At 68.5% G+C, this 21,033-nt stretch carries 19 protein-coding genes and 1 tRNA gene; 7 read left to right on the forward strand and 13 right to left on the reverse strand.

The features are described from left to right. Positions 1-77: 77 nt before the first annotated feature. Entirely contained in the window at positions 78-1,124 is a 1,047-nt protein-coding gene (locus VGS97_RS25905) for an IS110 family transposase (RefSeq protein WP_326856268.1), read from the forward strand. 817 nt (positions 1,125-1,941) lie between these two features. Further along, positions 1,942-2,418, forward strand: a complete 477-nt coding sequence (locus VGS97_RS25910) for a DUF1003 domain-containing protein (RefSeq protein ID WP_326856269.1) — start codon at positions 1,942-1,944, stop codon at positions 2,416-2,418. 48 nt (positions 2,419-2,466) lie between these two features. Here VGS97_RS25910 and VGS97_RS25915 read toward each other — a convergent pair whose 3' ends face one another. Together VGS97_RS25915 and VGS97_RS25920 are read right to left on the reverse strand one after the other, a co-directional pair. Continuing rightward, positions 2,467-2,748: a hypothetical protein gene (locus VGS97_RS25915; protein ID WP_326856270.1), complete on the reverse strand. Its 282-nt coding sequence runs from the start codon at positions 2,746-2,748 to the stop codon at positions 2,467-2,469. Positions 2,749-2,954: 206 nt separating this feature from the next. Further along, the gene (locus VGS97_RS25920; protein ID WP_326856271.1) at positions 2,955-4,139 is read right to left on the reverse strand and encodes a S53 family peptidase; all 1,185 of its coding nucleotides are present in this window, start codon (positions 4,137-4,139) and stop codon (positions 2,955-2,957) included. A 600-nt stretch (positions 4,140-4,739) separates the two neighbouring features. Between VGS97_RS25920 and VGS97_RS25925 the strand changes: the two genes are divergently transcribed. Together VGS97_RS25925 and VGS97_RS25930 are read left to right on the forward strand one after the other, a co-directional pair. Next, on the forward strand, positions 4,740-7,421 hold the full coding sequence (locus VGS97_RS25925; RefSeq protein WP_326856272.1) for a glycosyl hydrolase: 2,682 nt from the start codon (positions 4,740-4,742) through the stop codon (positions 7,419-7,421). 306 nt (positions 7,422-7,727) lie between these two features. Further along, positions 7,728-8,171 carry a hypothetical protein gene (locus VGS97_RS25930; protein WP_326856273.1) on the forward strand — a complete coding sequence of 148 codons (444 nt, stop codon included), beginning with the start codon at positions 7,728-7,730 and terminating at the stop codon, positions 8,169-8,171. A gap of 24 nt (positions 8,172-8,195) precedes the next feature. On the opposite strand, the gene VGS97_RS25935 is transcribed toward VGS97_RS25930, so the two are convergent. The 11 genes from VGS97_RS25935 to VGS97_RS25985 all read right to left on the reverse strand — a co-directional run bounded on the left by VGS97_RS25935 (position 8,196) and on the right by VGS97_RS25985 (position 19,403). Then, a complete protein-coding gene (locus VGS97_RS25935) occupies positions 8,196-8,477 on the reverse strand; it encodes a hypothetical protein (RefSeq protein WP_326856274.1) in 282 nt (93 codons plus the stop codon). A gap of 464 nt (positions 8,478-8,941) precedes the next feature. Further along, positions 8,942-9,024 (reverse strand) — tRNA-Glu (locus VGS97_RS25940). A 413-nt stretch (positions 9,025-9,437) separates the two neighbouring features. Continuing rightward, positions 9,438-10,286: a phosphoadenosine phosphosulfate reductase gene (locus VGS97_RS25945; protein WP_349262265.1), complete on the reverse strand. Its 849-nt coding sequence runs from the start codon at positions 10,284-10,286 to the stop codon at positions 9,438-9,440. A 611-nt stretch (positions 10,287-10,897) separates the two neighbouring features. Beyond that, positions 10,898-13,222, reverse strand: a complete 2,325-nt coding sequence (locus VGS97_RS25950) for a hypothetical protein (protein WP_326856276.1) — start codon at positions 13,220-13,222, stop codon at positions 10,898-10,900. Beyond that, positions 13,219-13,533, reverse strand: a complete 315-nt coding sequence (locus VGS97_RS25955) for a helix-turn-helix transcriptional regulator (protein ID WP_349262266.1) — start codon at positions 13,531-13,533, stop codon at positions 13,219-13,221. The genes VGS97_RS25950 and VGS97_RS25955 overlap by 4 nt, the downstream gene beginning before the upstream one ends. Positions 13,534-13,541: 8 nt before the next feature. Next, the gene (locus VGS97_RS25960; RefSeq protein ID WP_326856278.1) at positions 13,542-14,657 is read right to left on the reverse strand and encodes a site-specific integrase; all 1,116 of its coding nucleotides are present in this window, start codon (positions 14,655-14,657) and stop codon (positions 13,542-13,544) included. A 147-nt stretch (positions 14,658-14,804) separates the two neighbouring features. Beyond that, positions 14,805-15,812, reverse strand: a complete 1,008-nt coding sequence (locus tag VGS97_RS25965; protein WP_326856279.1) for a C40 family peptidase — start codon at positions 15,810-15,812, stop codon at positions 14,805-14,807. 10 nt (positions 15,813-15,822) lie between these two features. Then, complete coding sequence (locus VGS97_RS25970) at positions 15,823-17,052, reverse strand: cytochrome P450 (protein ID WP_326856280.1); 1,230 nt, start codon at positions 17,050-17,052, stop codon at positions 15,823-15,825. After that, entirely contained in the window at positions 17,049-18,296 is a 1,248-nt protein-coding gene (locus VGS97_RS25975; protein WP_326856281.1) for an MAB_1171c family putative transporter, read from the reverse strand. Before VGS97_RS25975 ends, VGS97_RS25970 begins: the two co-directional genes overlap by 4 nt. After that, the gene (locus tag VGS97_RS25980; RefSeq protein WP_326856282.1) at positions 18,293-18,817 is read right to left on the reverse strand and encodes a hypothetical protein; all 525 of its coding nucleotides are present in this window, start codon (positions 18,815-18,817) and stop codon (positions 18,293-18,295) included. Before VGS97_RS25980 ends, VGS97_RS25975 begins: the two co-directional genes overlap by 4 nt. Positions 18,818-18,881: 64 nt before the next feature. Then, positions 18,882-19,403 (reverse strand): helix-turn-helix domain-containing protein, encoded by a 522-nt coding sequence (locus VGS97_RS25985; RefSeq protein WP_326856283.1) that lies wholly within the window; start codon positions 19,401-19,403, stop codon positions 18,882-18,884. A 238-nt stretch (positions 19,404-19,641) separates the two neighbouring features. Here VGS97_RS25985 and VGS97_RS25990 point away from each other — a divergent pair, with 238 nt between their 5' ends. The 3 genes from VGS97_RS25990 to VGS97_RS26000 form a co-directional block, all read left to right on the forward strand. After that, positions 19,642-19,959 carry a hypothetical protein gene (locus VGS97_RS25990; protein WP_326856284.1) on the forward strand — a complete coding sequence of 106 codons (318 nt, stop codon included), beginning with the start codon at positions 19,642-19,644 and terminating at the stop codon, positions 19,957-19,959. Between the two features lie 44 nt (positions 19,960-20,003). Beyond that, a complete protein-coding gene (locus VGS97_RS25995) occupies positions 20,004-20,726 on the forward strand; it encodes a hypothetical protein (protein ID WP_326856285.1) in 723 nt (240 codons plus the stop codon). Then, positions 20,723-21,033, forward strand: a 311-nt coding sequence (locus VGS97_RS26000) for a hypothetical protein (RefSeq protein WP_326856286.1), incomplete at its 3' end; no start/stop codon positions are given. The genes VGS97_RS25995 and VGS97_RS26000, both read left to right, overlap by 4 nt.

Here is a 21,033-nt window from a genome sequence, read left to right on the forward strand (position 1 = left end):
GGGGCCTCCCGCCGCTGTTGGGTTCCGAGGATGCTCGGGCTTGGTAGCAATAGTCCCGGGTGGCGAGGAGGCCCCTGATGGACACTTCGCATGACGCTCGGCCGGTGGTCGGGATCGATCTGCACCGGCGGCGTACTGTCCTAGTGTCGATGCAAGCCGATGGCACGCAGGTTGGCAAGGCGGTGCGCATCGAGAACTCCCCGGCGCGGTTGAAGGCGGCCGTGACCAGCGCGGGAGCGCATCCGCGGGTGGTGTTGGAGGCCACGTACGGCTGGTATTGGGCGGTGGACGCCCTGGCGCAGGCCGGCGCGGAGGTGCACTTGGCGCATCCGCTGGGGGTGAAGATGTTCACGCTTCGTCGGGTGAAGAATGACGAGCGCGATGCCCGCGACCTGGCCGACCTGCTGCGCCTTGGCCGGCTGCCGGAAGCGTGGATCGCGCCGCCCGCCGTGCGCGAACTGCGGGAGTTGGTGCGCCACCGGCACAAGATGGTGCAGCTGCGCTCGGGGCTCAAGGCGCAGGTGCACGCGGTGCTGGCCAAGTGCGGCGTCGCGGTGCCGATGACGGACCTGTTCGGCGCGTCCGGTTCGGCATTGCTGGCCGAGGTCGGGCTCGAGCCGCCGTATGCGGCGCGGGTGGACGCGCTGCGCCGGCTGATCGACGCGGTCACCTTCGAGATCGAGGTCGCCGAGCACCTGGCCCGAGTGCGCCTGGCCAGGGACCCTGGCTATCTGGCGATCCAGCGCATTCCCGGGGTCGGGCCGGTGCTGGCCGCGGTGATCGTGGCCGAGATCGGGGACGTGCACCGGTTCGCCCGCCCCGAGCAGCTGTGCTGCTGGGCCGGGCTCACCCCGAGGCACCGCGAGTCTGATACCACCGTGCACCGCGGCCGGATCACCAAGCAGGGCTCGACCCTGCTGCGCTGGGCGCTGATCGAGGCGGTCCAGAAAGCCCCGGCCGGCTCGCCCATGCGCGAACTGCGCGAGCGCATCGAGGCCCGCCGCGGCCCGGCGGTGCGCAACATCGCCGTGACCGCCGCGGCACGCAAGCTGCTCACCCTGGTCTTCTACGGGCTACGCGACGGACACATCAGATGCCTGACACAGCCCGTCACGGCCGGGTGAGCGGGCAGGGAACCGCGACAGGCGCGAGACCGCGCGCAGGTCTGACCCCCGCACAGCGGCGAGGTCCCCGCTTCTGATTGGCCCCGCCTGCCACACACGCATTCACACCATGCCGCCCGCACCGGGCAACCCGCCCCCGCGCGACGCGGCGAAGGGATGACCGGCAGCCACGCCGCTGCGCACCCAGAACACCTGGTGGCCACAACCCCACAGCACTATCAACTACGACCGACCCGCCGGGTCGCGATACCCCACGCTCTCCCACACGATCAAGCCACGACACAACCGGCAAGACATACCCCTTGACCGGCCCCACCCTTTCAGGGATGACCTGCACAAAAGGCAATTGCCCCCAGTAAGGGAGCAATTGCCTTAAGTAGCCCCGACGGGATACCAGCCAGAACGGTCCTTGACCAACAGGCCGCTGACCTGCGGATTCTTGCGATCGCGGCGTGGCGGTTGCTGTCGTGACCAACGCATAGTTGGCTTACATCAAGTGCCGAGCACGCTATGGCAATTACCTGTTGTATCCATTGGAACGTCTCGGCGGCGGTGCATCTCCACCATCATCTCGCCTCCCCTTTACCCTGCATCATTGATGGGAACCGGGTGGTGCGGGGTGCGGCCGCGATGGACGCATGAGGCGCGCACGGCTTCGAAGGCCAACACAGATCCTTGATCGCCACATAAGCTGCCGAGCGACACTTCAGCGCCCGCTCCCGCCCCCACCCGGGCCAGCGGCCTGCGGTGTTTCAGCCGCACACCGACTTCGCATACCCTCGCGGCCGTCTCGTGAGCATCGGATCAGGGAGTGGCCATGTCCTCAGGGATCAACGGGTTGGACGCACGACTTCGGCACGAGCAGTACGTCCTCGCGCGGATGCGAGGAACCCAGGACCGCATCGCGGATGCGATCACCACCTTCTCCGGCACCATGCAGTTCGTCTACATCCACGCGGCGTGGTTCGCGGTCTGGATCACCTTCAACGAGGGCCTGTTCGGCCGTTCGGCCGTCTGGGATCCGTACCCCTTCGGCCTGCTGACGATGATCGTGAGCCTCGAGGCGATCTTCCTGTCCACCTTCGTGATGATCAGCCAGAACCGCCAGGCGGCGCGCGAGAAGGTCCGCGCCGACCTGGACTTCGAGACCAACATCCGCTCGGAGATCTGGTCGATGCACATCGGCCGCGCTCTCGGAGTCGAGACCGACCAGGTCGAACGAGAGGTGCAAGCGCTGCTCGCGCAGCTTCAGGCGAAGATGAACGTCAACACGCCATCGCCGTCACCACGATAGGCACGTCGAGTCGGGCGGGCCCGTCGCCGAGCCCGCCGTTGACGCGGCTCAGTGCTGGGAGACCTGGTAGCAGGCCACGTCGTACTGAGAGGTCTGGCTGTAGTTCTGGCCGCCGACGCCGCCGTTGCCGCTGTTGATCCCGGGCTCGTTGAACGGAGAACCCGGGGAGCTCGCCGAGTTGCCGGGTACCGTTCCGCCGGCCGCTTCGATCGACTGGCAGGACTGGCTGGGCAGCCCTGTGCCGCTGGGGTTGCTCGCGGCCGACGCGGGCACCGCGCCCGCGATGCCGAGCGCGGCAGTGAAGATTCCGAGTGCGATGAGCCGTCGCATAGCTCCTCCTTCGTTCTTCGCGCCGAGCGCTCGCTGCATCGGCCGCGCGGCCGCGCCGACGCCAGGCGAAACGGTAACGGATTCGGTGGTGATGAGGTTCAGTCGAAAACGCTGCAACCGCACGGCTGCCGGTGGGTGGGCCCTGGCCACACCGCGAGGCCCACCCACGGGTTTACAAGCGTGTTGCTACGTGATGGTTCCGCGGGTCAGAACGCGCCGGTGCCGTTGGGGGTGCCCAGGCCGGTCGGTCCGTCCCAGCCGGGCCCGGCGTTGCACCACTGGGAGGTGGGGCAGGTGCCGTTGCTTCCGGAGGTGATGTCGGTCAGCGCTGAGCTGTGGGTGTACGGGTAGTTGTTGTCGATGCTGGCGGTGTTGCCGGCCAGCGCGTAGACGGACGCGATGATCGGCGAGGCGACGCTGGTGCCGCCGAATACCAGCCAGCCGCTCTGGCCCTGGGAGGGGGTGGAGTCGTAGACCGCGACGCCGGTGTTCGGGTCGGCCACCGCGGACACGTCGGCCACCGCGCGCAGCGCGCAGCCGGTGTTGGCGCCGGCCTGGCCGCTCAGCGCGGTGTTTTGGGCGGAGCATCCGGAGCCGGCGCCGCTCCACGCGGTCTGGCTCCAGGTGGATCCGGAGCGGGTCAGGCTGGTGCCGCCGACCGCGGTCACGTAGTGGGAGGAGGCCGGGAACTGCACGCCGTAGCCGCTGTCGCCGCTGCTGGCGGTCACCGCGATGCCGGGGTGGTTGTAGTAGGGGGCGCTGGCGTCGGAGATGTCGGATCCGCCGTAGCTGTTGCTGATGGAGCTCGGGCTCAGGCTCGCCGCCTCGTTGACCGCGGTGCCGAGGTTCGTGAACGAGGCGCTGCCGGCTTCGACCAGGTCGATGTGGCAGTTGGGGCAGACCGCGGAGACCATGTCCAGGTCCAGGGAGATCTCCTGGGCCCAGCCACTGTTGGTCTTCGGGTACTTCGTGCCGCCGGTCTGGTTGACCTTCTTGAAGCAGCCGTTGGCGGTGGTGCAGGCCGGCAGCCCGAACTGGGCGCGGTAGACGCCGAGGTCGGCTTCCGCGGTCGGGTCGTTGTAGGCGTCGACGATCGCCACGGTCTGCCCGGAGCCGGCGGTGGCGGAGGGCAGGCTGTAGGCGCTTTGCAGGTCGCTGGGGCCGTATCCGGACGGAGTGGCGTTCGGGGCGACGCGCGCGGCCGTGCTGTCGGTGCGGACCCAGGCGTGGCAGGCCGCGTATCCACGGGTCGGGGCCGCGCAGACCCGCACGGAATGTGCGGCCTCTGATGTGGCCGGAGAGGCGGAGGCCGAGGTGGTGGTGTACGCCAGGACGGGGAGCGCGGCGGCGACCGCTGTGGCCAGAAGGCGTATTCGAGCGCGATGGCGCATGAATGCTCCTAGAGAGAATACGTGCGCTGATGTGTGGGTGAGCAGCGCCCTCCCGCAGGTGCCTGTGGGTCCGGGCGGCGTGCGGAAGCGCAGCGCGCAACTCCACCGGTCAGGCTTGGAATCGCACGCTACGGAACAGGCGTTCACCGTCGGTGTCGCGTTACACACCTGCCCTCGGGGATACAGCGGACGTAAGTGGGCTGTTTATCGGCCGGACCGCCGTCGCCGATGCGCCAGGGTCCACGGCGGGTGTAACGCCTCGGCCGCGATCGCCCCCTGTTCGTCACCGATTCCGCTGATGCGGTTCTAACCGCCCGGAATACAGCAAGGAGCCCGCACCCGTGCCGGTCCCCCCGTCGGCGCGGGCGCTCATGCGGATGCCAGGCAGCCGTCCGTGCCGTTACGGACGCGGCATCCGCCGCACAAAGCGGTATCCCCGCCGCGATCTGTGGGTAGTCGCGGCGGGGATACCGCCGTCACCATGCCGCCGCCCGGGAGCGTAACAGCCGCGCCGGGTAATCCGCCTGTTGCTAAGCACCGGCTACCCTCAACGAGGCGGGCGGGTCCCACCAGGCTCCGACTCGCCGGGCAGGAGAAGACATGGGCCGACCGGCCTTGAGACCTGGCAGGATCTTGCTCATCTCGTTGTCCCTCGGCGCGGTGATCGCGTCGGCGGCGTGGGCGGCGGTTCCGGCTGACGCCGACACCCCGAGCGGCGGTCGTACCGGCACGGCCGGATCGGCGGGAGGCGAATCCGACGACCTGATGAGCGCGTTGAGCGCCTTCAACGATCCGCGGCTCTCGCCGGATGGCACCGTGACCGCGGGCGCGTACACGGCGGCGTGGAACCATGTCACTCAGATGCCTGTCAGTACCGGCACCTTTTCTGAGGTGACCACGCAGCCGTACGACTCCGACGCGCTGCACTTTCGGGATCAGAACGCGTCCAACTCGGGCGGCAGCGCCGGCTACTCCGCAGGACGGATAGCGGCGCTCGCCGTCGATCCGACGCACGTCGGCGCGCTGTACGCGGGCGGCGCCGACGGCGGGGTGTTCCGCTCCACGGACGACGGCGCGACCTGGACCCCGATCGCCGACCACCTGCCCGCATTGTCGGTCGGCTCGCTCGCGCTGATGCCCGACGGCTCGCTGTGGCTCGGCACCGGCGAGGCGACCACGGCCTCGGACAACTACGCCGGCTCCGGCGTCTACCGGCTGGCCGACCCGGTCACCGGGAGCTTCTCGTCGGCCAACCGGGTCGGCGGCGGCGAGCTCGACGGCAGCTCGATCCACGAGATCCGGCTCGATACCGCGGCCGGATACGTCTTCGCGGTCACCTCGCACGGCGTGTACCGCAGGACTCTGACAGCTTCCCCGGCGAGCGCGTGGGTTGCCGTCCTGGCACCCTGCGCCGGTATCGGTGTCAGCGGGGTGACCTGCGGCGTGAGCAGCACGTTCGCCGACATCGCCTCGGACGTCGCGGTCCAGCCGGGCAGCTCCGGACGGTCGCTGGTGGCGAACGTCGCCTGGCGCAGCGGCGGCGCCTACAACGGCTTCTACTACTCCGGCAACGGCGGCACCACCTGGTCCGAGGCCAACCCGACCGGCGCGATCAACCCGAAGGACATCGGGAACGCGACCTTCGCCTATTCCGCCGACGGCAGCCGCCTGTACGTGGTGATGGAATCACCTACGCTGATCAACAAGGCCGGCTCGAACACCGTGCTGGCGGGCGTGTTCGTCTCCCCGTCCGGGAACATCGACGGGCCGTACAACCAGATCGCCACCTCCAGCGTGCTGGCCAACAGCGGCTCGGCGATGAAACGGACGCTGATCGGCCCCGGCTACCAGCCCGGCGTCCAGGCCTGGTACGACCAGTCGCTCGCCGTGGACCCAGCCGACCCCAACCACGTCTACCTGGGGCTCGAAGAGCTCTACGAGTCCCGCGACGGCGGCGCGAGCTGGCAGACGGTCGGCCGCTACTGGAACTTCGGCCTGCCCTGCTTCGGCTACACGCTCGCGCAGAACACCTGCGACGGCAACGTGATGCACTCCGACCAGCACGCGCTCGCTTTCAGCTCCTGGCCGGGACATGCTCCCGAGGTCTACGCGGGCAACGACGGCGGCATCTACGCCCGGCCCACGACGCAGACCACCCCCGGCTGGCGCAACCTCAACGCCAGCGGGATGCTGCGCACCCTCCAGTACTACTCGGTCGGCGTCGGCGCCCTGTCCAGCGGCGGCACCGCAGTCTGGGGCGGCCTGCAGGACAACGGCGTCTCCTTCCTCTCGCCCAAGGGATCAACGTACCAGTACACCTATCCAGGCACGACGACGCCGGTGACCGAACAGCTGAACCCGGCTGGTGAGATGTCCGAGCCGTTCGGCGGCGACGGCGGCGACCAGCTGGTCAACCCGGCCAACGGCTGCCAGACGGTGGGCGAGTACACCAACCTGGCCATGTCGCTGACCAACAACTGCGGCTACACCGCCAACGACGACGGCACCCCGTCCGCGATCACCGGCATCGCCCCGAGCGACCCGAACGCGCGGTTCATCGCGCCGTTCGCCGCCGACACGAAGGACTCCGGGTTCTGGGTCGCGGGCGGCGAATACGTCTGGGGCGACACCAAGACCTGGAGCAGTACGTCTGGCGCCGACTGGCAGCAACTGGCCGACTCCGGCGCGGGGCACTCGATCACCGCCATCGCCAGCCGGAACCACGTGATCTGGGCCGCCTGGTGCGGCGCCTGCAACCCGAGCAGCGCCTTCGGGCGCGGAATCCTCACCGACTACGGCGGCAGCTGGCACCAGATCACGCTGCCGTCCGACTTCCCGAACCGGTACATCTCCGGCGTCACGATCGACCCGGCCGACTCCAGCGGCGGGAGCGTGTACGTAACCCTGTCCGGCTTCTCGCGCGCCTGGCACGAGGCGCCCGGGGCCGGTTACGGACACATCTGGCGCACAACGGACGGCGGCGCCACGTGGACCGACGTCAGCGGCGCGGCCACCGCGGCCGACTCGTTCCCGGACGCCCCGGCCAACCGAGCGCTGATCGCCCCGGACGGCACCATCGTCGTCGCCACCGACCTCGGCGTGTTCGTCGACGAAGTCAGCGCGGACGGTCCGGGCCACTGGAAGCGCCTCGGCCTGACCGACATCACCGCCGCCGGCAACCTCCCGACGTCGACGGCCGTCTACCTGTCATCGAGCCCTGATAGCAAGACGCTGTACGTCGCGACACACGGCCGCGGCCTCTGGTCGACGCCGATGCCGTAACCGATACGACAGCTTGAGCAATTGCGCGGCCTGAAGACAGCGGCCTGACGAAATGCGTGACGCGGTGCCAGGCATCCGAGATACGGGTGTCCGGCACCGCACGGATGTGGCGTGCAGGCTTTCCGTATCGGACTAACCCGAGTGGAGTAACAGGGTCAGGCTTTGCAGCCCATCCTTGACGGCCATCCGCCATCGGACTAGAACCATACTTACGTCTTTATTAGCGGCCATATTTCAGTTCATGCATTCTTGGCTGCGCTAAGCGGAGCGCACAATGAGGTCGCTCCGTCCCTGGGGGTGGATTCCATGTACATTTCAAAGTTCACCACGACGCTCACGGCCGCAGCGCTCGCCGCGGCGGGCGTGGTCGCCGTCGCCGGCCCCGCCGCGGCGGACTACGGCAGCAGCGCCGTGCGCCAGATCGAACTGTCAGCGAACGTACCCGGCCCGCAGGGTGGCGGGGCGTGGCTGTGGATCGAGCTGAGCGGAGACCACACAGGCGACTACCACGGCGCCGACTGCGGTCACGGCGGCGGCGCGGTGTCGGACAAGGGCACCGTGTGGTGGGAGACGAACGGTGCCGACATCGTGATCCACAACGTCATCCTCAACGGCCTAGGCGGCTTCGATGCCACCGTGACGGTGCCGTGGGCCACGGGCCACTACACCGGCACGGTCGGCACGTTCATCACTCTTCCGTCGTTCATCCCGCCGTTCGTCGGAACATCTCAGCTCCAAGTGGCTCCGTAGCCACCACCGGACGGGTTGCCGCGGTCAACCGCCGGTGAGGGCGACCCCGGCCGCCGGGTGGTCGGACTGGACACCGGGCACCGGACGGTCCAGGCCCGCGGGCGTCAGGGTAACGGCACCGGGGGTCGGAGCCAGCGTCCGGGCCAGACCTGCGGCGGGCGTGTAGGTGGCCTGGTTGAAGACTGTGCCGTTGGGCGCGGCGGCGACCTCGAACACGCCGTGCGCGGTACCGCTGCCGTAGGAGCTGGAGATGTAGTCGCCGACCATGACTCCCTGAGTCGTGCTCGGCAGCCACGACAGGTTCATCGGACCGGCCAGCTGGGTGGACGCGGTCCAGCTCGCGCTGCCGTTGGGGAGGAGATAAATCCGACGTCGAGCCGGCAGGCGCTCGAGGAGCAGTTGGAGACCGGGTAGAAGTAGTAGGCCAAACCGAGGTGCGCGCCGCTGCCGGAGGTGGAGCGGTCCACGGCGAGGCCCGGTATGAAGTGGTCGACGCCGCTGTTCCCGGACTCACAGTTCAGCGCGGAACGACATCGCGGCAACACCATTTCTCAGCCAGCGCCAGAGAAGTTCTGCGAGGACCGATCTGAACGGTAACCCCCGGGCTACGAACCCGCGCAACCGCAAAAGCTTTCCTGACGTGCAAGGACACGGCGAGAAGGACCGATCTGGCCGTCCTTGGCGAGTAGAACCGGTCCTTGGCCCGATCAGCAAAGATGCCGCTTGACGTGCAAAAATGACACCCCCTCAGTTGAGGGGGTGTCATTTTTTGGTAGCCCCGACGGGATTCGAACCCGCGCTACTGCCTTGAGAGGGCAGTAGACTTGAAGAGTATCCATGCAGGTCAAGGGCGTATTCTCTGGCCCGCGGAACAGGCTGGCGCACTCTCGGCGCACGGGCGCCTGTTCCCACGCTCAGCCGGGACGGTTGGGCCTGAGGACATGTGCAGCCAGATGCAGCACTGTGCCACGGCCGGAGGCGAAGCTCCAATGCGTTGCCGCGACGAGAGCGCAGCGTCTCGCGCGACCTGAAGTGAATATCCATTGCCTTACTTATTTCACCTAGTGGCGGGCTTGTCGTGGGCTCACCCGAGGTCGATTCAGCGCGCTCGGCCGCCCTGCGCCGAGACAGCCCAACCATTTCGCCCATCATGCATCCTCATTCCTCATTACTGAATTTTCCACAGTCTCGCCGACAATATTGAGTAGCTTTAGCGAATTTGCCCCGCGCGGCTCAGATTTTATAGTGAGCCGCATTGTTCTTCAATCATGTAAAGCATCGGCCGGAATCGCAGAGGCTGCTCTCGTCGTGTCCGTCGAGAAGAGTCAGCTGGCCGCCCGGGATCGCTTTGTCCAGTGGCTTGCCGAAACCGGTGAGGTATACCGGATCCTTGCCGAGTTCTGCTCTGCGCTCGTTGAGGTGATCCTCCAGGTAGCATGCCCGCTCGAACAGTTCCGGCTCGTCGCGTCGCATGTCTGCCCAGGTGGACGGACGGTGGAATGCGCAGAACCAGCAGGCCGACTTGTGGGGTATAGGTAGGCCGGCCCGGATGATGATGCGGTGGCAGTCCGCCCGCCGCAGACCGAGGTCCAGCAGTGGGTAGTGAATGCGTTCGTGGGGCTCCTCACGTTTGTTGTTGGCGCGCTGGATCTCATCGAGGCTTATGCCGATGCCGACGGTGGCCGGGTTGGCTCGGCTCGCGCCGTGTGCTTTCAGCCACTTTGCCAGCACTCTTATCTTGAAGTCGGCGGTGCAGCTTCTGGTGCCGGGTGCGCCGTTGCTCATCCTTACCGGGATCGGTATCGATCGGGATCCTGGGCGGGTCAGGCGTTCGTAGAGCGTCTCGGTGCTGCCGTCGCGGCGTGTGCGGCGCAGCTCGATCAGTTCGATGCCGTGGTCGGCTGCGTATGGTTTGGCGTACTGGTTGAGATAGGCAAGGGTTGCGGGGTGTTCGGAGTCGTCACCGACGTTGGCGAACAGGAAGGTGCGGTAGTCGATTCGTCCGGTGGCGGCCAGGGCAAGACAGGCCACTGATTGAACTCCGCCACCGAAACTGAAGGTCCGTAGGGTTTCCGGGCCTGCGCCTGGCTCCGGAGTTATGGCGTGGCAGTTCATGGGCGTGTCTCCGTCCGTTGGGGAGAGATGGCTTTGTCGCCGCAGACGCCATGTGAGGTTGCGGTCCGGCGTCCGAATGCTTCAGAGGCTTGACTCGGTCGGCAGGGCGCTCAAACTGGCGGAGCGCTTGTATTCAAACCCTGCTGTATTCGTCTGGCGATAGGCAGCAGTGGTCGGCCGCCGGCGAGCGTGGCGGCCGACCCTGGGCCGGACATGTGCTATCTGTCGGTGGATGGTGGAGTTTTTGGCTGCTCCTCCCGTGGGGCGGGCAGTCCTCGCTCACGGCGGCTCCGTGCCATCCGGAGGACTTCCAGGCCCAAGGCCATCACGGCGGTGGCGAAGCCCAGCGCTGCGTCGACCGCTCCCAGCACACCCATGGGGTGGATCCCTTCTGCCGGGATCCACGGTGTAGGCACACCAGAGTCCCGGCACGTGAGAACGTGCGGGTTCCAGTGCGCCCGGTGCCAGCGTCTGCTGGCTTCCCCCCAAGGGAGCGGGTCGCAGCGCTCTTACCGGCCGATGCCTCCTCCTGGAAGAACGCTTATCGACTGGCTACCCCTCGACTCGTGCTTCTATGCCTCGCGGCACGGGCGCGAATTCAGTGCTCTAAGTTACGTCGGGTTGGCCTTGCCAGGATCGGCCGTCGTGCTGCGGGCGTGCAGGTAGGCGGCCCAGTCGGGTTGGGCGTGGCGTGCCCAGCGTTCGGCGGTGGTCGAGCTGATGCCCAGCAGCGCGCACAGTACCGGGGGCGGCACGTCTTGGAGCAGGGTGATCAGTGCGGCGGCGCGGGCGCGGGCGAGGTTCGGGAAGCCGTGGCGGGAGAGGCGGGCGCGCAGTCCCTCGGAGGCGGGCTGGCCGGGCAGGGCGCCGGGAAACAGCCATCGTCCTGGGGTGATCTCGCCGTGGGCGTGGTGAAGGTGGCGGGTGAGCAGGTCGGCGACCGGGTCGGCCAGGCGCAGGCGGTGTCCGTCGCGCCGGTCGAGGGCCACGTGCAGTCCGTCGTCGCGTTGGTCGAGGTCGTCGGTGCGCAGTTCCCTGATACGGGTGAACGGGATGCCGTAGAGCAGCATCAGCGCGCCGAGGGCGCGCAGGTCGATCGGCAGGCTCTCCTCGGTCAGAGCGCGGCGCAGGTGGTGCCATCGCTCGTCGTCTTCCAGGGCGGTGAGCGGGTCGGCGGCGACGCGCTCGGGTACGGTCAATTCCTGGGCGAGGCCTCGCTGGGCGGCGAAGGCCATGAAGTCGCGGATGTACGGGGCGCTCGGTCCGCCCTCGGCGGTCAGCCAGCGTTCCAGCTCGGCCTGGGTCAGCGCGGCGAGACTCAGGTTTTTGTTGTCGATCCAGGTCAGGAAGCGCAGGGTCGCCAGGGCCTGGGAGCGGGCGAAGTGTGCGGCGGCAGGGGTGAACGGGCGGGTCGCCAGGCGTCTGCGGGCGCGGCGCAGCACGCGCCAGTGCATCCACGTGCGGACTGGGTGGGCGATGTGCGTGGGCTGATTCGCAAGTTGCTCGTCGAGCCAGGGGACGAGTCGCTCCAGGTGGTCGGCGCGCTCGGGCAGCACGCCGCCGTGCATCAGGATCGCGCGCAGCCGGTGCAAGGTGTTGTTCTGCGGTTGGCCGTCGAGCAGCGCGTGGCTGAACGGCAGCTTGGCGGCCACGAGCTGTTCGAGCAGGCGGGTGGCGGGTTTGCCGGGCTGCAGGTACTGCCACACGGCCTCGCCGGTGCGCCCGGCCGCCAACGCCGCCGCGACCTGCTCGCGATCCGGTCCGAGGTACCCGCGCAGCAGCGCCGCGATGCGGTCGGCGACCGCGCACTGGTAGCACAGGTTGTCGCCGGCGCCTTTGAGTGCGACCTTCCGGCAGCGCGCACACGCGTAGTCCACCTCCCGTCCCGCGCACGGGCCGCAGATCAGCGTCCCGTCGCTCGCCTTGCCGATCAGGGGCTGGCGGCGGCCGCAGGCCGGGCACTCGGTGATCTTGCGGCGGATCGCGGTGTAGCAGCTGTCGCATACGGTTCCGAGCGGGAAGTACGCCCCCAGGGAGCGGGTGCGTGCGCACCGGGCGCACTCGATCTTCTTCGCGCGGCAGGCCGCGCAGATCGAGGCGCCGTCGCGTTCGCGGTTGGCCGCGCACTCGCGCAGCTTGCCGCACAGTTCGCAGACCGTCTTCGGTTTCTGATGACAGGCGGCGCATACGGCGGGTTGTCCGTCGCGCTCGCGCCGGTAGAGCCGCCCGACCTTCCCGCACACTCCGCAGGGGCGCGCGGGTCGCTTGTGGCAGCTGGCGCACATCGGGCCGTCGGGGGTGCGGGCGTGCACGGGCCGCTCCCGTCGGCAGCCGATGCACGTGGACTTCGGTGGCTGGTACGGATTGCACGAGCCGCACAGACCGGCGTCATCCTCGATCCACTTCATGATCCAACGGATCTTCCCGCACTTCGCGCAGGGTCCCTTCGGCCTGCCCCGCTCCGCTCGCGCGGCACTGCGACGCGCCCGTCCACGGCACGCGCGGCATCGCCATGCCCCGCCCGCGTCTTGCAGCTTCGTGGGTTTCCCGCAGGTGGCACAGGCCGGCTTGTAGGTGCGGATGGCGCAGGTGTGGCACAGCCGCCCGGTCGCGGTGACGCCGGGAAGCCGCGGCTGCGCCCGCCCGCACCCGACGCAGGTCGGCAACACGACGCGCCCCGGCGCGAACGGCTGAAGTCGGTGGGCCAGGCGGATGAGCACGGCCGGTACCGCGGAGGACGGGCTGTCCATCAGTGTGGCGGCGCTCTGCAAGTGGTGGCCGAGCTGCGCGGCGGCCTTGCGCGTGTTCGCCAACTCCTGCAGCGCCGTGCGTACGGTCGGGAAGCCGAGCTCGGGGATCAAAGCGCAGATCCCCATCGCGTGCCGGTCGAGCACCGCCGGGTCCGGCGGCGCGACGCGCTCGCCCCGGGCGTTCACAGCCCTTCCGGGCGGCGGATCGTGGTATGCCGCGCTGCCGGGCGCGTCGCGGGCGCATCGTCGGTGCCGGTCTTGGCGATCTGCGCGTTGACGCGGGTGACTTCGATCAGGTCGTTCGGGGCCAGTTCCAGGATGTCGCACAGCGCCGCGAGGATGTCCATGCTCAATCGCTGCGGGGTTTGGGTGACCAGCCGGAAGACCTGCTCGCGCGAGAGGTGCACGCCGCGTTCTGCCAGCAGCGGCACCAGATCCGAGGTCTGGTACATCCCGCGCTCGGCCATGCGCAGCCGCAGATGCCACACATACCCCATCGACCGGGTCACCCGGTCCGCCCCAGCTGCGGGAAGCGCGCGAGCGCCTGGTCCATCAGCCGGTTGCGGAACTCGTCCGAAACCGAGGTGTACGTCGCGGTGGTCGCCGCGTGCGAGTGGCCGACCTGCTGCTGCACGAACAGCGGCGGATACCCGAACTCCAGCAAGTGGGTGACATACGAGTGTCTCAGGCAGTGAAGATCCAGCTGCTCGGGAAGGTTCGCGTCGGCCGCCGCCCGGTTGAACGCCTCGTTGGCGTGGCGCACCTGCATCCGGCCGCACCGCTCGGTGACGAACAGCGCCGGGTGCGCCCTCGGGGACAGCAGCGGACGAGCCTCATCGCGCCAGGCCGCGAGCGTTTCGACGATCCAGTCCATCTCCGGCACCGTCAGCACCGTGCGACGCTTGGCCGGGGTGCCGCGCGAGGCCTTGCCGTAGCGCACCTGCGCCGAGCCGAACACCCCCAGGTGACCAGCCCGCGGGTTGCGCCGGAAGTCGGGCAGATCCAGTATTACCGCCTCCCGGCGGCGCAACCCGAACGCGTAGACGGTCTTGAGCAGCACCGCGTCGCGCAACGCGGCCAACGCGCCTTTGCGCCCGAGCGAACGGATCGATTCCACCCGCCCGTCCGCGGCGTCGAACAGCGCCTGCACCTCGTCATAGGTCAGCGCACGGCGGCGCGGATCACCCTCGTACTCGGCGACGTGGGCGACGGTGTTCCACTCGTGCGCGATCTGCACCGGTGCCTGGCCGAACCGCTCCAGGCACTCGGCGGACCAGCCGTAGCGCGCATCGGTGACGTACTCGCAGAACAGCCGGATCGTGTTCTGATACGAGCGCAGCGTGGAGAACGCCACCCGATCCGACCCCGAACCCAGATGCGTGCAGAACGCCTCCAGTTCCTGCGCCGTCCACTGCCACGGGTACTGGCCGCTGAAGGCCGCGAGCCGGCGCATCACGCTCACCCGCGGCGCGATCGTCGACTCGCGCAGATACCGGCTTCGCTGCTGCCGGCACCAGCCCTCGATCATCGCGTCGAACACGCCCGGCTCCGGATGCAGCAACCGCACCCCGCCGTCGAGCACCCCCGCCGCCGAACCCGCCAGCCCGGACTCCCGCGCCATCCGCTTCACCTCCGTTGCACCCAACGCAACAACGAGGCATCAGGACACGGGCCCGCAGGTCAACCACCCGAAGGCGTTACACCCTGCTTCACATCTACGCAGGTCACAGCCCATACAGAAAAGAGCGGAATGTTGCATCCAATGCAATTAATCCTGTTTCACGATGCGTCGAACCGCGGAGATCGATGTAGTCCATTGATCAAGGGGGGAGATCCTGACTACGTCGCCAGTCTGGGGTGCCTGGATCAGGAGTCCGGCTCCGAGGTACATGCCGACATGTCCGGGGGCTTGCGGGGTGCCGTCGGTGCCGGGGATGAACAGCAGGTCACCCGGTCGTAGGTGGTCGGTGCCGTACACGGGTGATCCGACTTTGACCTGGTCATACGTGGTGCGTGGGAGGTGCACGCCGATGGTGGCGTAGGCGGCCTGCACGAGGCCGGAGCAGTCGTAGGAGACGGGGCCAGCTGTACCGAAGGCGTACGGTTTTCCGAGTTGAGCGAGGGCGAAGTTGATGACGGCGACGACGGGGGCCGGGGTGCCTGCGGGTATGCGGTAGTGGGCGGCGTTGACGGCGGCGATCGCGGGGGTGTTGTCGCCGGAGTCGGCCGGTGTGCAGGTCAGGTTGCCGGTGAACTCGGTGGCGAGTGCCTGTGCTTCGGTCTGCCATTTGGCGTAGGCGGTCGGGAAACCGCTGCGCTGGACGGCCTGGGCCGCGTCGGTGGTAGGCATCGAGCGCCAGCCGGGGACTTGGAGCAGGTGCTTGTAGAACTGCTCGGCCGCGTAGGTCGGGGTGAGGATCTGGGCGGGGGTGCCCCAGCCTTGGGAGGGGCGTTGTTGGAACAGGCCGAGGCTGTCGCGGTCGCCGTAGTTGAGGTTTTGCAGGTCGGATTCTTGCAGCGCGGTGGCGATGGCGATGGTTTCGCCGGGCATCGGCACGCCTATGCTGACGCCGACTTGGGCGATGATCTGGGCGTTCGCGAGTTGAGCGGCGTTGAGGTTCGGGGTGTTGGTCGGCGAGCCTGGGGCGCCGGCTGTGCATATGGAGCCGGTGCTCGTGTCCGGCGCTGTGGCGATGGCTCCTGCGACGGCGGCGAGGGAGGCTATGACGGCCAGGGGCGCGGATATGGCGGCGACTATGGCGGTTTTGACGTACATGGCTTCTCCCTCATCGGGCAGGCTGCGTGGCGAAGCTGACGGGCAGCGCGGTCAGGGCATGTTGACGGTGGTCGACTTTCCACGGCAGTTCGTGCTCGGGGACGGCGAGGGTCAGGTCCGGGAGCCGGTGGATCGTGGTCCACAGCGCGATGCGTACTTCCATGCGGGCCAGAGGCGCGCCGAGGCAGTAGTGCGGTCCGTGGCCGAAGCCGAGGTGGCTGGCGCCTTGCCGGTCCAAGTCGATGTCGTTGGGGTCGGCGACGTGTTGCGGGTCGCGGTTGGCGGAGGCGAGGGAGAGCAGGACGGTTTCACCCGCCGGTACGGTCCTGTTGCCCAGGTGCACATCTTCGAGGGGGAACCGGCGGATCGCGGTGAGCATGGGTCCGTCGCGGCGCAGTAGTTCCTCGACGAGCGCGGCCATGCGCGTGGTGTGCGGGTCGGGCTCGGCACGCACGATGTCAGCGAGGTGTGGTTCGGTCAGCAGGGTGGCGATGCCGTTGGCGATCAGGTGGACTGTGGTTTCGAAGCCCGCCCACAGGATCAGGAAGGCGAGCGAGGTCAGTTCGTTCTCTGTCAGCCGGTCCTCGCCGTCGCGGGCGGTGATCATCGCGGTGAGCAGGTCGTCGGCTGGCTCGCTGCGTTTGCGTGCGATCAGGTTCAGCAGGCTGGTGTGCATCCCGTCGACCAGCTCGCGGGTTGAGGGCCGGTTCGGGTCGTTCGGCGTCATCAAGGAGCGGGTGTAGGTCTGAAAGGCCGCTCCGTCGGCTTGCGGGATGCCCAGCAGGTCGCAGATCACGGCGACCGGGACCGGTGCGGCCAGGTCCGCGACGAGGTCGGCTCGGCCGTAGGGCCGGACCGTGTCGATCAGCTCGTCGGCGACAGCCTGGATGCGGTCGCGTTGGGCGTCGATGCGGCGTGGGGTGAATGCGGAGGAGATCAGGCGGCGCAGGCGCGCGTGTGCCTGGTCGTCGACGTTCATCAGGTGCTCGTCGAGGGCGGGGGGTAGGCCGAAGCCTTGGTAGCCGTGGCGGGAGTTGCGCGCCTGGATGGACATGCGCGGATCTGCGAGCAGGGCTTTGACGTCTTCGTAGCGGCTGATCACCCAGACCTGGCCGCCGCCGGGTTTGACCGCCCGGTGCACGCCGCCGTCCTCGCGCAGCCGCGCGTACGCGGCGTAGGGGCAGCCGGCCAGGTGCGGCACCATCTCGATCGGTTCGGTGAAGGGCGGGGCTTGGGTCACGGGTTGCCTCCGGTAGGCGTGGGGCTGGGCTGGGCGCTCTGGGCGATGGCGTCGGGTTGCCGGGTGAAGTGGTACGTGACTTTCAGCAGCCACGCCAGCTCTGAATCCAGGTCGGCCGGAGTGTTGCCCACCGTGGAAGACGGCGGCTGTTTGCGGCGCGGCGATCTGCCGGGACGATGCAGTGCGGCGTGGATCTGGGCCGCAGTCACGGCCGCGTCCAGGTCGCCGCCGGCCAGCCCACGGTCGCTGTAGTGCGCGCGGGCGCGCTGCGCGAAGGCGGGGTCCTCGTAGGGGCGCAGTGTGAGGATGCCGTCGCGGATCTCGACGACGCGGCGAGCGACGTGGAATTCCGGGTCCTTCAGGATGCGCCGCGCTGCTCGCGCCCTGTCCAGGTTGGGCCGGGAACTCGCGCGGCGTTGGTCGTCAAATGCGATGGACGGATCGAGCGCGTAGAAGGTAGCCCACAGCGGTCGCAGCCGCGCGTAGGCGATAAGGCGGCGGGTGCGCAGCAGCGCTGTGGAGATGCGAGGTCCCCAGGAGTGCAGGGTCAGCCCGATCATGACGAGCAGCGCGCCGAGACCGGCACCGACCTCGGCGATGTTCTCCCCGGCGCCGATGTCCACGCCCAGGTGTGCCGCCGCGAGATCCGCCAGCCGGGTCAGGGAGTAGAGCAGGCCGATCGCGGCGCCGACACTGGCGGTGATCAGGCCGACGCGTAGCCAGCTGCGCGTGGTCAGCCTGCCGTAGCGGCGGCACAGCCGGATGATCTCGACCTCGACGCTCGTGTACGCGGTCAGGTAGACCAGCAGGTACGCCGTGTACTGGGCCGATCCGCCGTACCACTGGGTGAACGAACTCTGGCGATGGTGCACGGCGTCGCTGCGCAGGAACAGCCCCAGCATCGCCAGCAGGACGAGCACCGCGGCGACGACAGTGAACGCGGCCAGCCGACGTGCCCGGTCGGGTGGATAGGACCACAGTTGCAGCAGCACCAGCGCGCTCGCGCTGTAGCACACGACCCAGCACATCGTGACCAGCGTGTTCGCCTCCGGCAGGCCAGTCCAGCCGTCGATCCTGTGCCAGACCACCGCCCATCCCGTGGTGAAGATCAGGGCGAAGAACAGGTAGAGCGCCCAGGTGGCCAGCCGCGCCGGTTGCCTGCGCATCGTCGGCAGATGTCTGGCGGTGCCGAGTACGACGATCCAGGCGAACAGGGCGCACAGCGGGTACAGGGTCGTGTTCATCGCTCACCTCGCGACAGGGAGTGCGAGATGCGGGCAATGATCTCGCTGGCGGTGGGGTCGGTGGCCGCCGGTTGCTCGCGCACTGTCTGTCGGCCGATGCGGCGCTGGATCAGTGTGGCGATCAGTTCGGCGTCGAATTCGTCGTCGTCGTTGTAGGAGTCACGGCCCAGAACGCGGAACCCGTCTCCCGGATCGACTGCGGGCGCGATCGTGCGCGCGAGATCGCCGTCGAGGACCTTGACCGGTTCGTGCCGGCGCAGGAGGTGCCCGAGCTCGTGGAAGATGATGTGCTGCTGGTGCAGCAGCGAAGTGTCCTCTTCGAAGAAGACGTAGTCGGCCTGAGCAGTGCGCATCCAGGTTCCGCACAAGCCGCCGAGCACCATGGCGTGCGACATCAGCACGATAGGCCGGCCCAGTTGCCGACCGAGACGGGCGCACATCTCGGCCAGGTCGAAGGGGTCCGGCAGGTCGATCGCGTCGACCAGCGCCTCGCACGCGCGGCGCGACTGCTCGCGGCTCACCCCAGTCCACCCGCCTCGCCGAAACACACCGAGCGGCGTGGACGCGCGGACCTGCGTGCGGGTGCTACTCGCCTTGGTCCGGCGTTTGCTGCGCCGGGGGCAGTCCCTCGACCTGGCGTACCCGGTCGATCATGCTCAGGACTAGGTCGATGCTCTCCGGCGGCAGGCCGACCGTGCGCATCGCCACGTCCTGTACCCCGGCGTGCTGGAGTGCCGCGACGAGCTTGAGGCGCTGGTTGGTCTCCTCGGTGTCCTCGTGGGCGTCGAAGTAGGACAGCGGCACCCCGAAAAACTTCGCAAGTGCCTGGACGGCGTCCATCATCGGGTTGGTGCGCACACCGGTGACCAGCTGGGAGAGATAGCCGACCGACATCGACGGGCCGCCGCGCTCGTCGATCGCCTTGAGCACTTCCCGGTAGGAGTAGCGCTTGCCGTCGGGTCTGCGCTTGTTCTCGAACAGGTACCGCAGCCGCAGAGCCAGGACGCCGGGGTCGGCCTTCCCGCTGTCGGCCGCTTCCTCCTCTGGCTCGGCGGTTGCCGCAGGCTGCGTCGGCTCGTCGTGCGCGCCTGCCGTCGGCTCGCTCATCGTCGATCCCTTCTCGGGGCGCCACCAGCGCGAACGCTGTCGCCTGTCGTGAACACTCCTGGTTCATTTCAGTCTACCTCGCTCACTGTGGTTGACACGTCCGGTATGGGGGATCTTATGGTGGATTCATCCGTTTAGCCAGATGAACAGTCGGCCGAAATCCGTGAAACGCAACAGCACCTCAGCTAGCACCACGGGCCGCCTGGCATCGCCCGATTAGGTGAAGGAGCAGGTGAGCATGATGATCGCGACCTACGTCCACCAGGTCGTCGCCCAGTTGGCTATCCACGCCGGGGGCGTGGTCCCCGATCCGGCGCCCGCGCCCCCTGACGGGTCGAACGCGCTGGTCACACTGCTGTCGTGGGTCAAGTGGGGCGCGCTGGTGTGCTGCGCCGGAGCCGCAGTGACCGCCGGGGGCATGATCGCGCTGGGCAACACCTCGCGCCGCGCCGAGATGGCCGAGCGCGGAAAGGTCACCCTGATCTGCGCCGTGATCGGTGCCGTCGTGATCGCCGTGGCGGGCACGCTGATCACGTCCTCCTACGGCCTGGGCTAGACCCGCCCCCGTCCTCAGGCATTTTGCCGCCATTTGGAGTCACAATGCGTAACTTTATCGGCACCAGGCGCATTCTCCCGGCAGCCCTCGCCGTCGGCGCGCTGCTGCTCGTCGCCCTGATCACCGTCCCGCTGCTCGTGCTCCACCACACGCGCACCGGCGCGAACCCGGCGACTCCGTCACCCGCCCCGAGCACGTCCCCCATCCCCATCCCGTCCGGAACGGTGACCCTGGTGCAGGGCGCTCGGCTGGCGAACGGCATCGAGGTCGGCTATCCGCACACCACGGTCGGCGCCATCAGCGCCGCCGCGCAGTACCTCGACGCGGTGGCCTCCACCCTCGACCCCGATTGCGCCGCCTCGGTGATGCGCCTGGCAGGCGACCCTGCCAACACGGCGCTTCCCACGAACCTCGCGGACAGCACCGTCAAACTGCGCGCCGATCTGCACCTGCCCACCAGCGGGCGTCTAGCCCCGCCGACCGCCTTCCAGACCACAGCGCAGATGTACCAGCTGCGCGACGCCTCAGCGGACCACGTCCTGGTGCTGCTGCTGACCTTGAGCACGTTCATCAACGACCGCGGCGGGATGGCGCAGACCACCGGCGTCTTCCCGGTCCGGATGCACTGGAGCGGCGGGGACTGGAAGCTCGCGGCCATCGGCGGGGCCGACCAGGACTACTCCGGCCTGGCCGCCACTCCGGACACCCAGACCGCGGTGAGTCGGGGCTGGCAGGCTCTGGCCGCGACGACCGGCGGTGCCCCATGATCGCGGTCGCTGCGGGGTTCGCACAGACCGGCTCCGGCGGCGGCTGCCTGGACGGCAACGTCGGGCAGTGTCTGACCGACGTGATCACGCTGCCCGACAAGGCGGTGGGCGCCATCACCTCGAACGCCAAATCCGCCGTAGGCAGCGCGATCGGAGACGTCGCCAACTCGGCGTGGGACTCGATCTGCCACTCGTTCGCCGACGCCTTCACCCAGGTGTTGCAGTGGTTCGGCGGCGTGTTCACCTCGATGCCCGACCCGGACCTGGCCTCCATCCACGGCGTGTACGCCATCAGCCTGACCCTCGG

It is taken from the genome of Actinocrinis sp., assembly GCF_035946395.1.
Taxonomy (GTDB): Bacteria; Actinomycetota; Actinomycetes; order Streptomycetales; family Catenulisporaceae; genus Actinocrinis.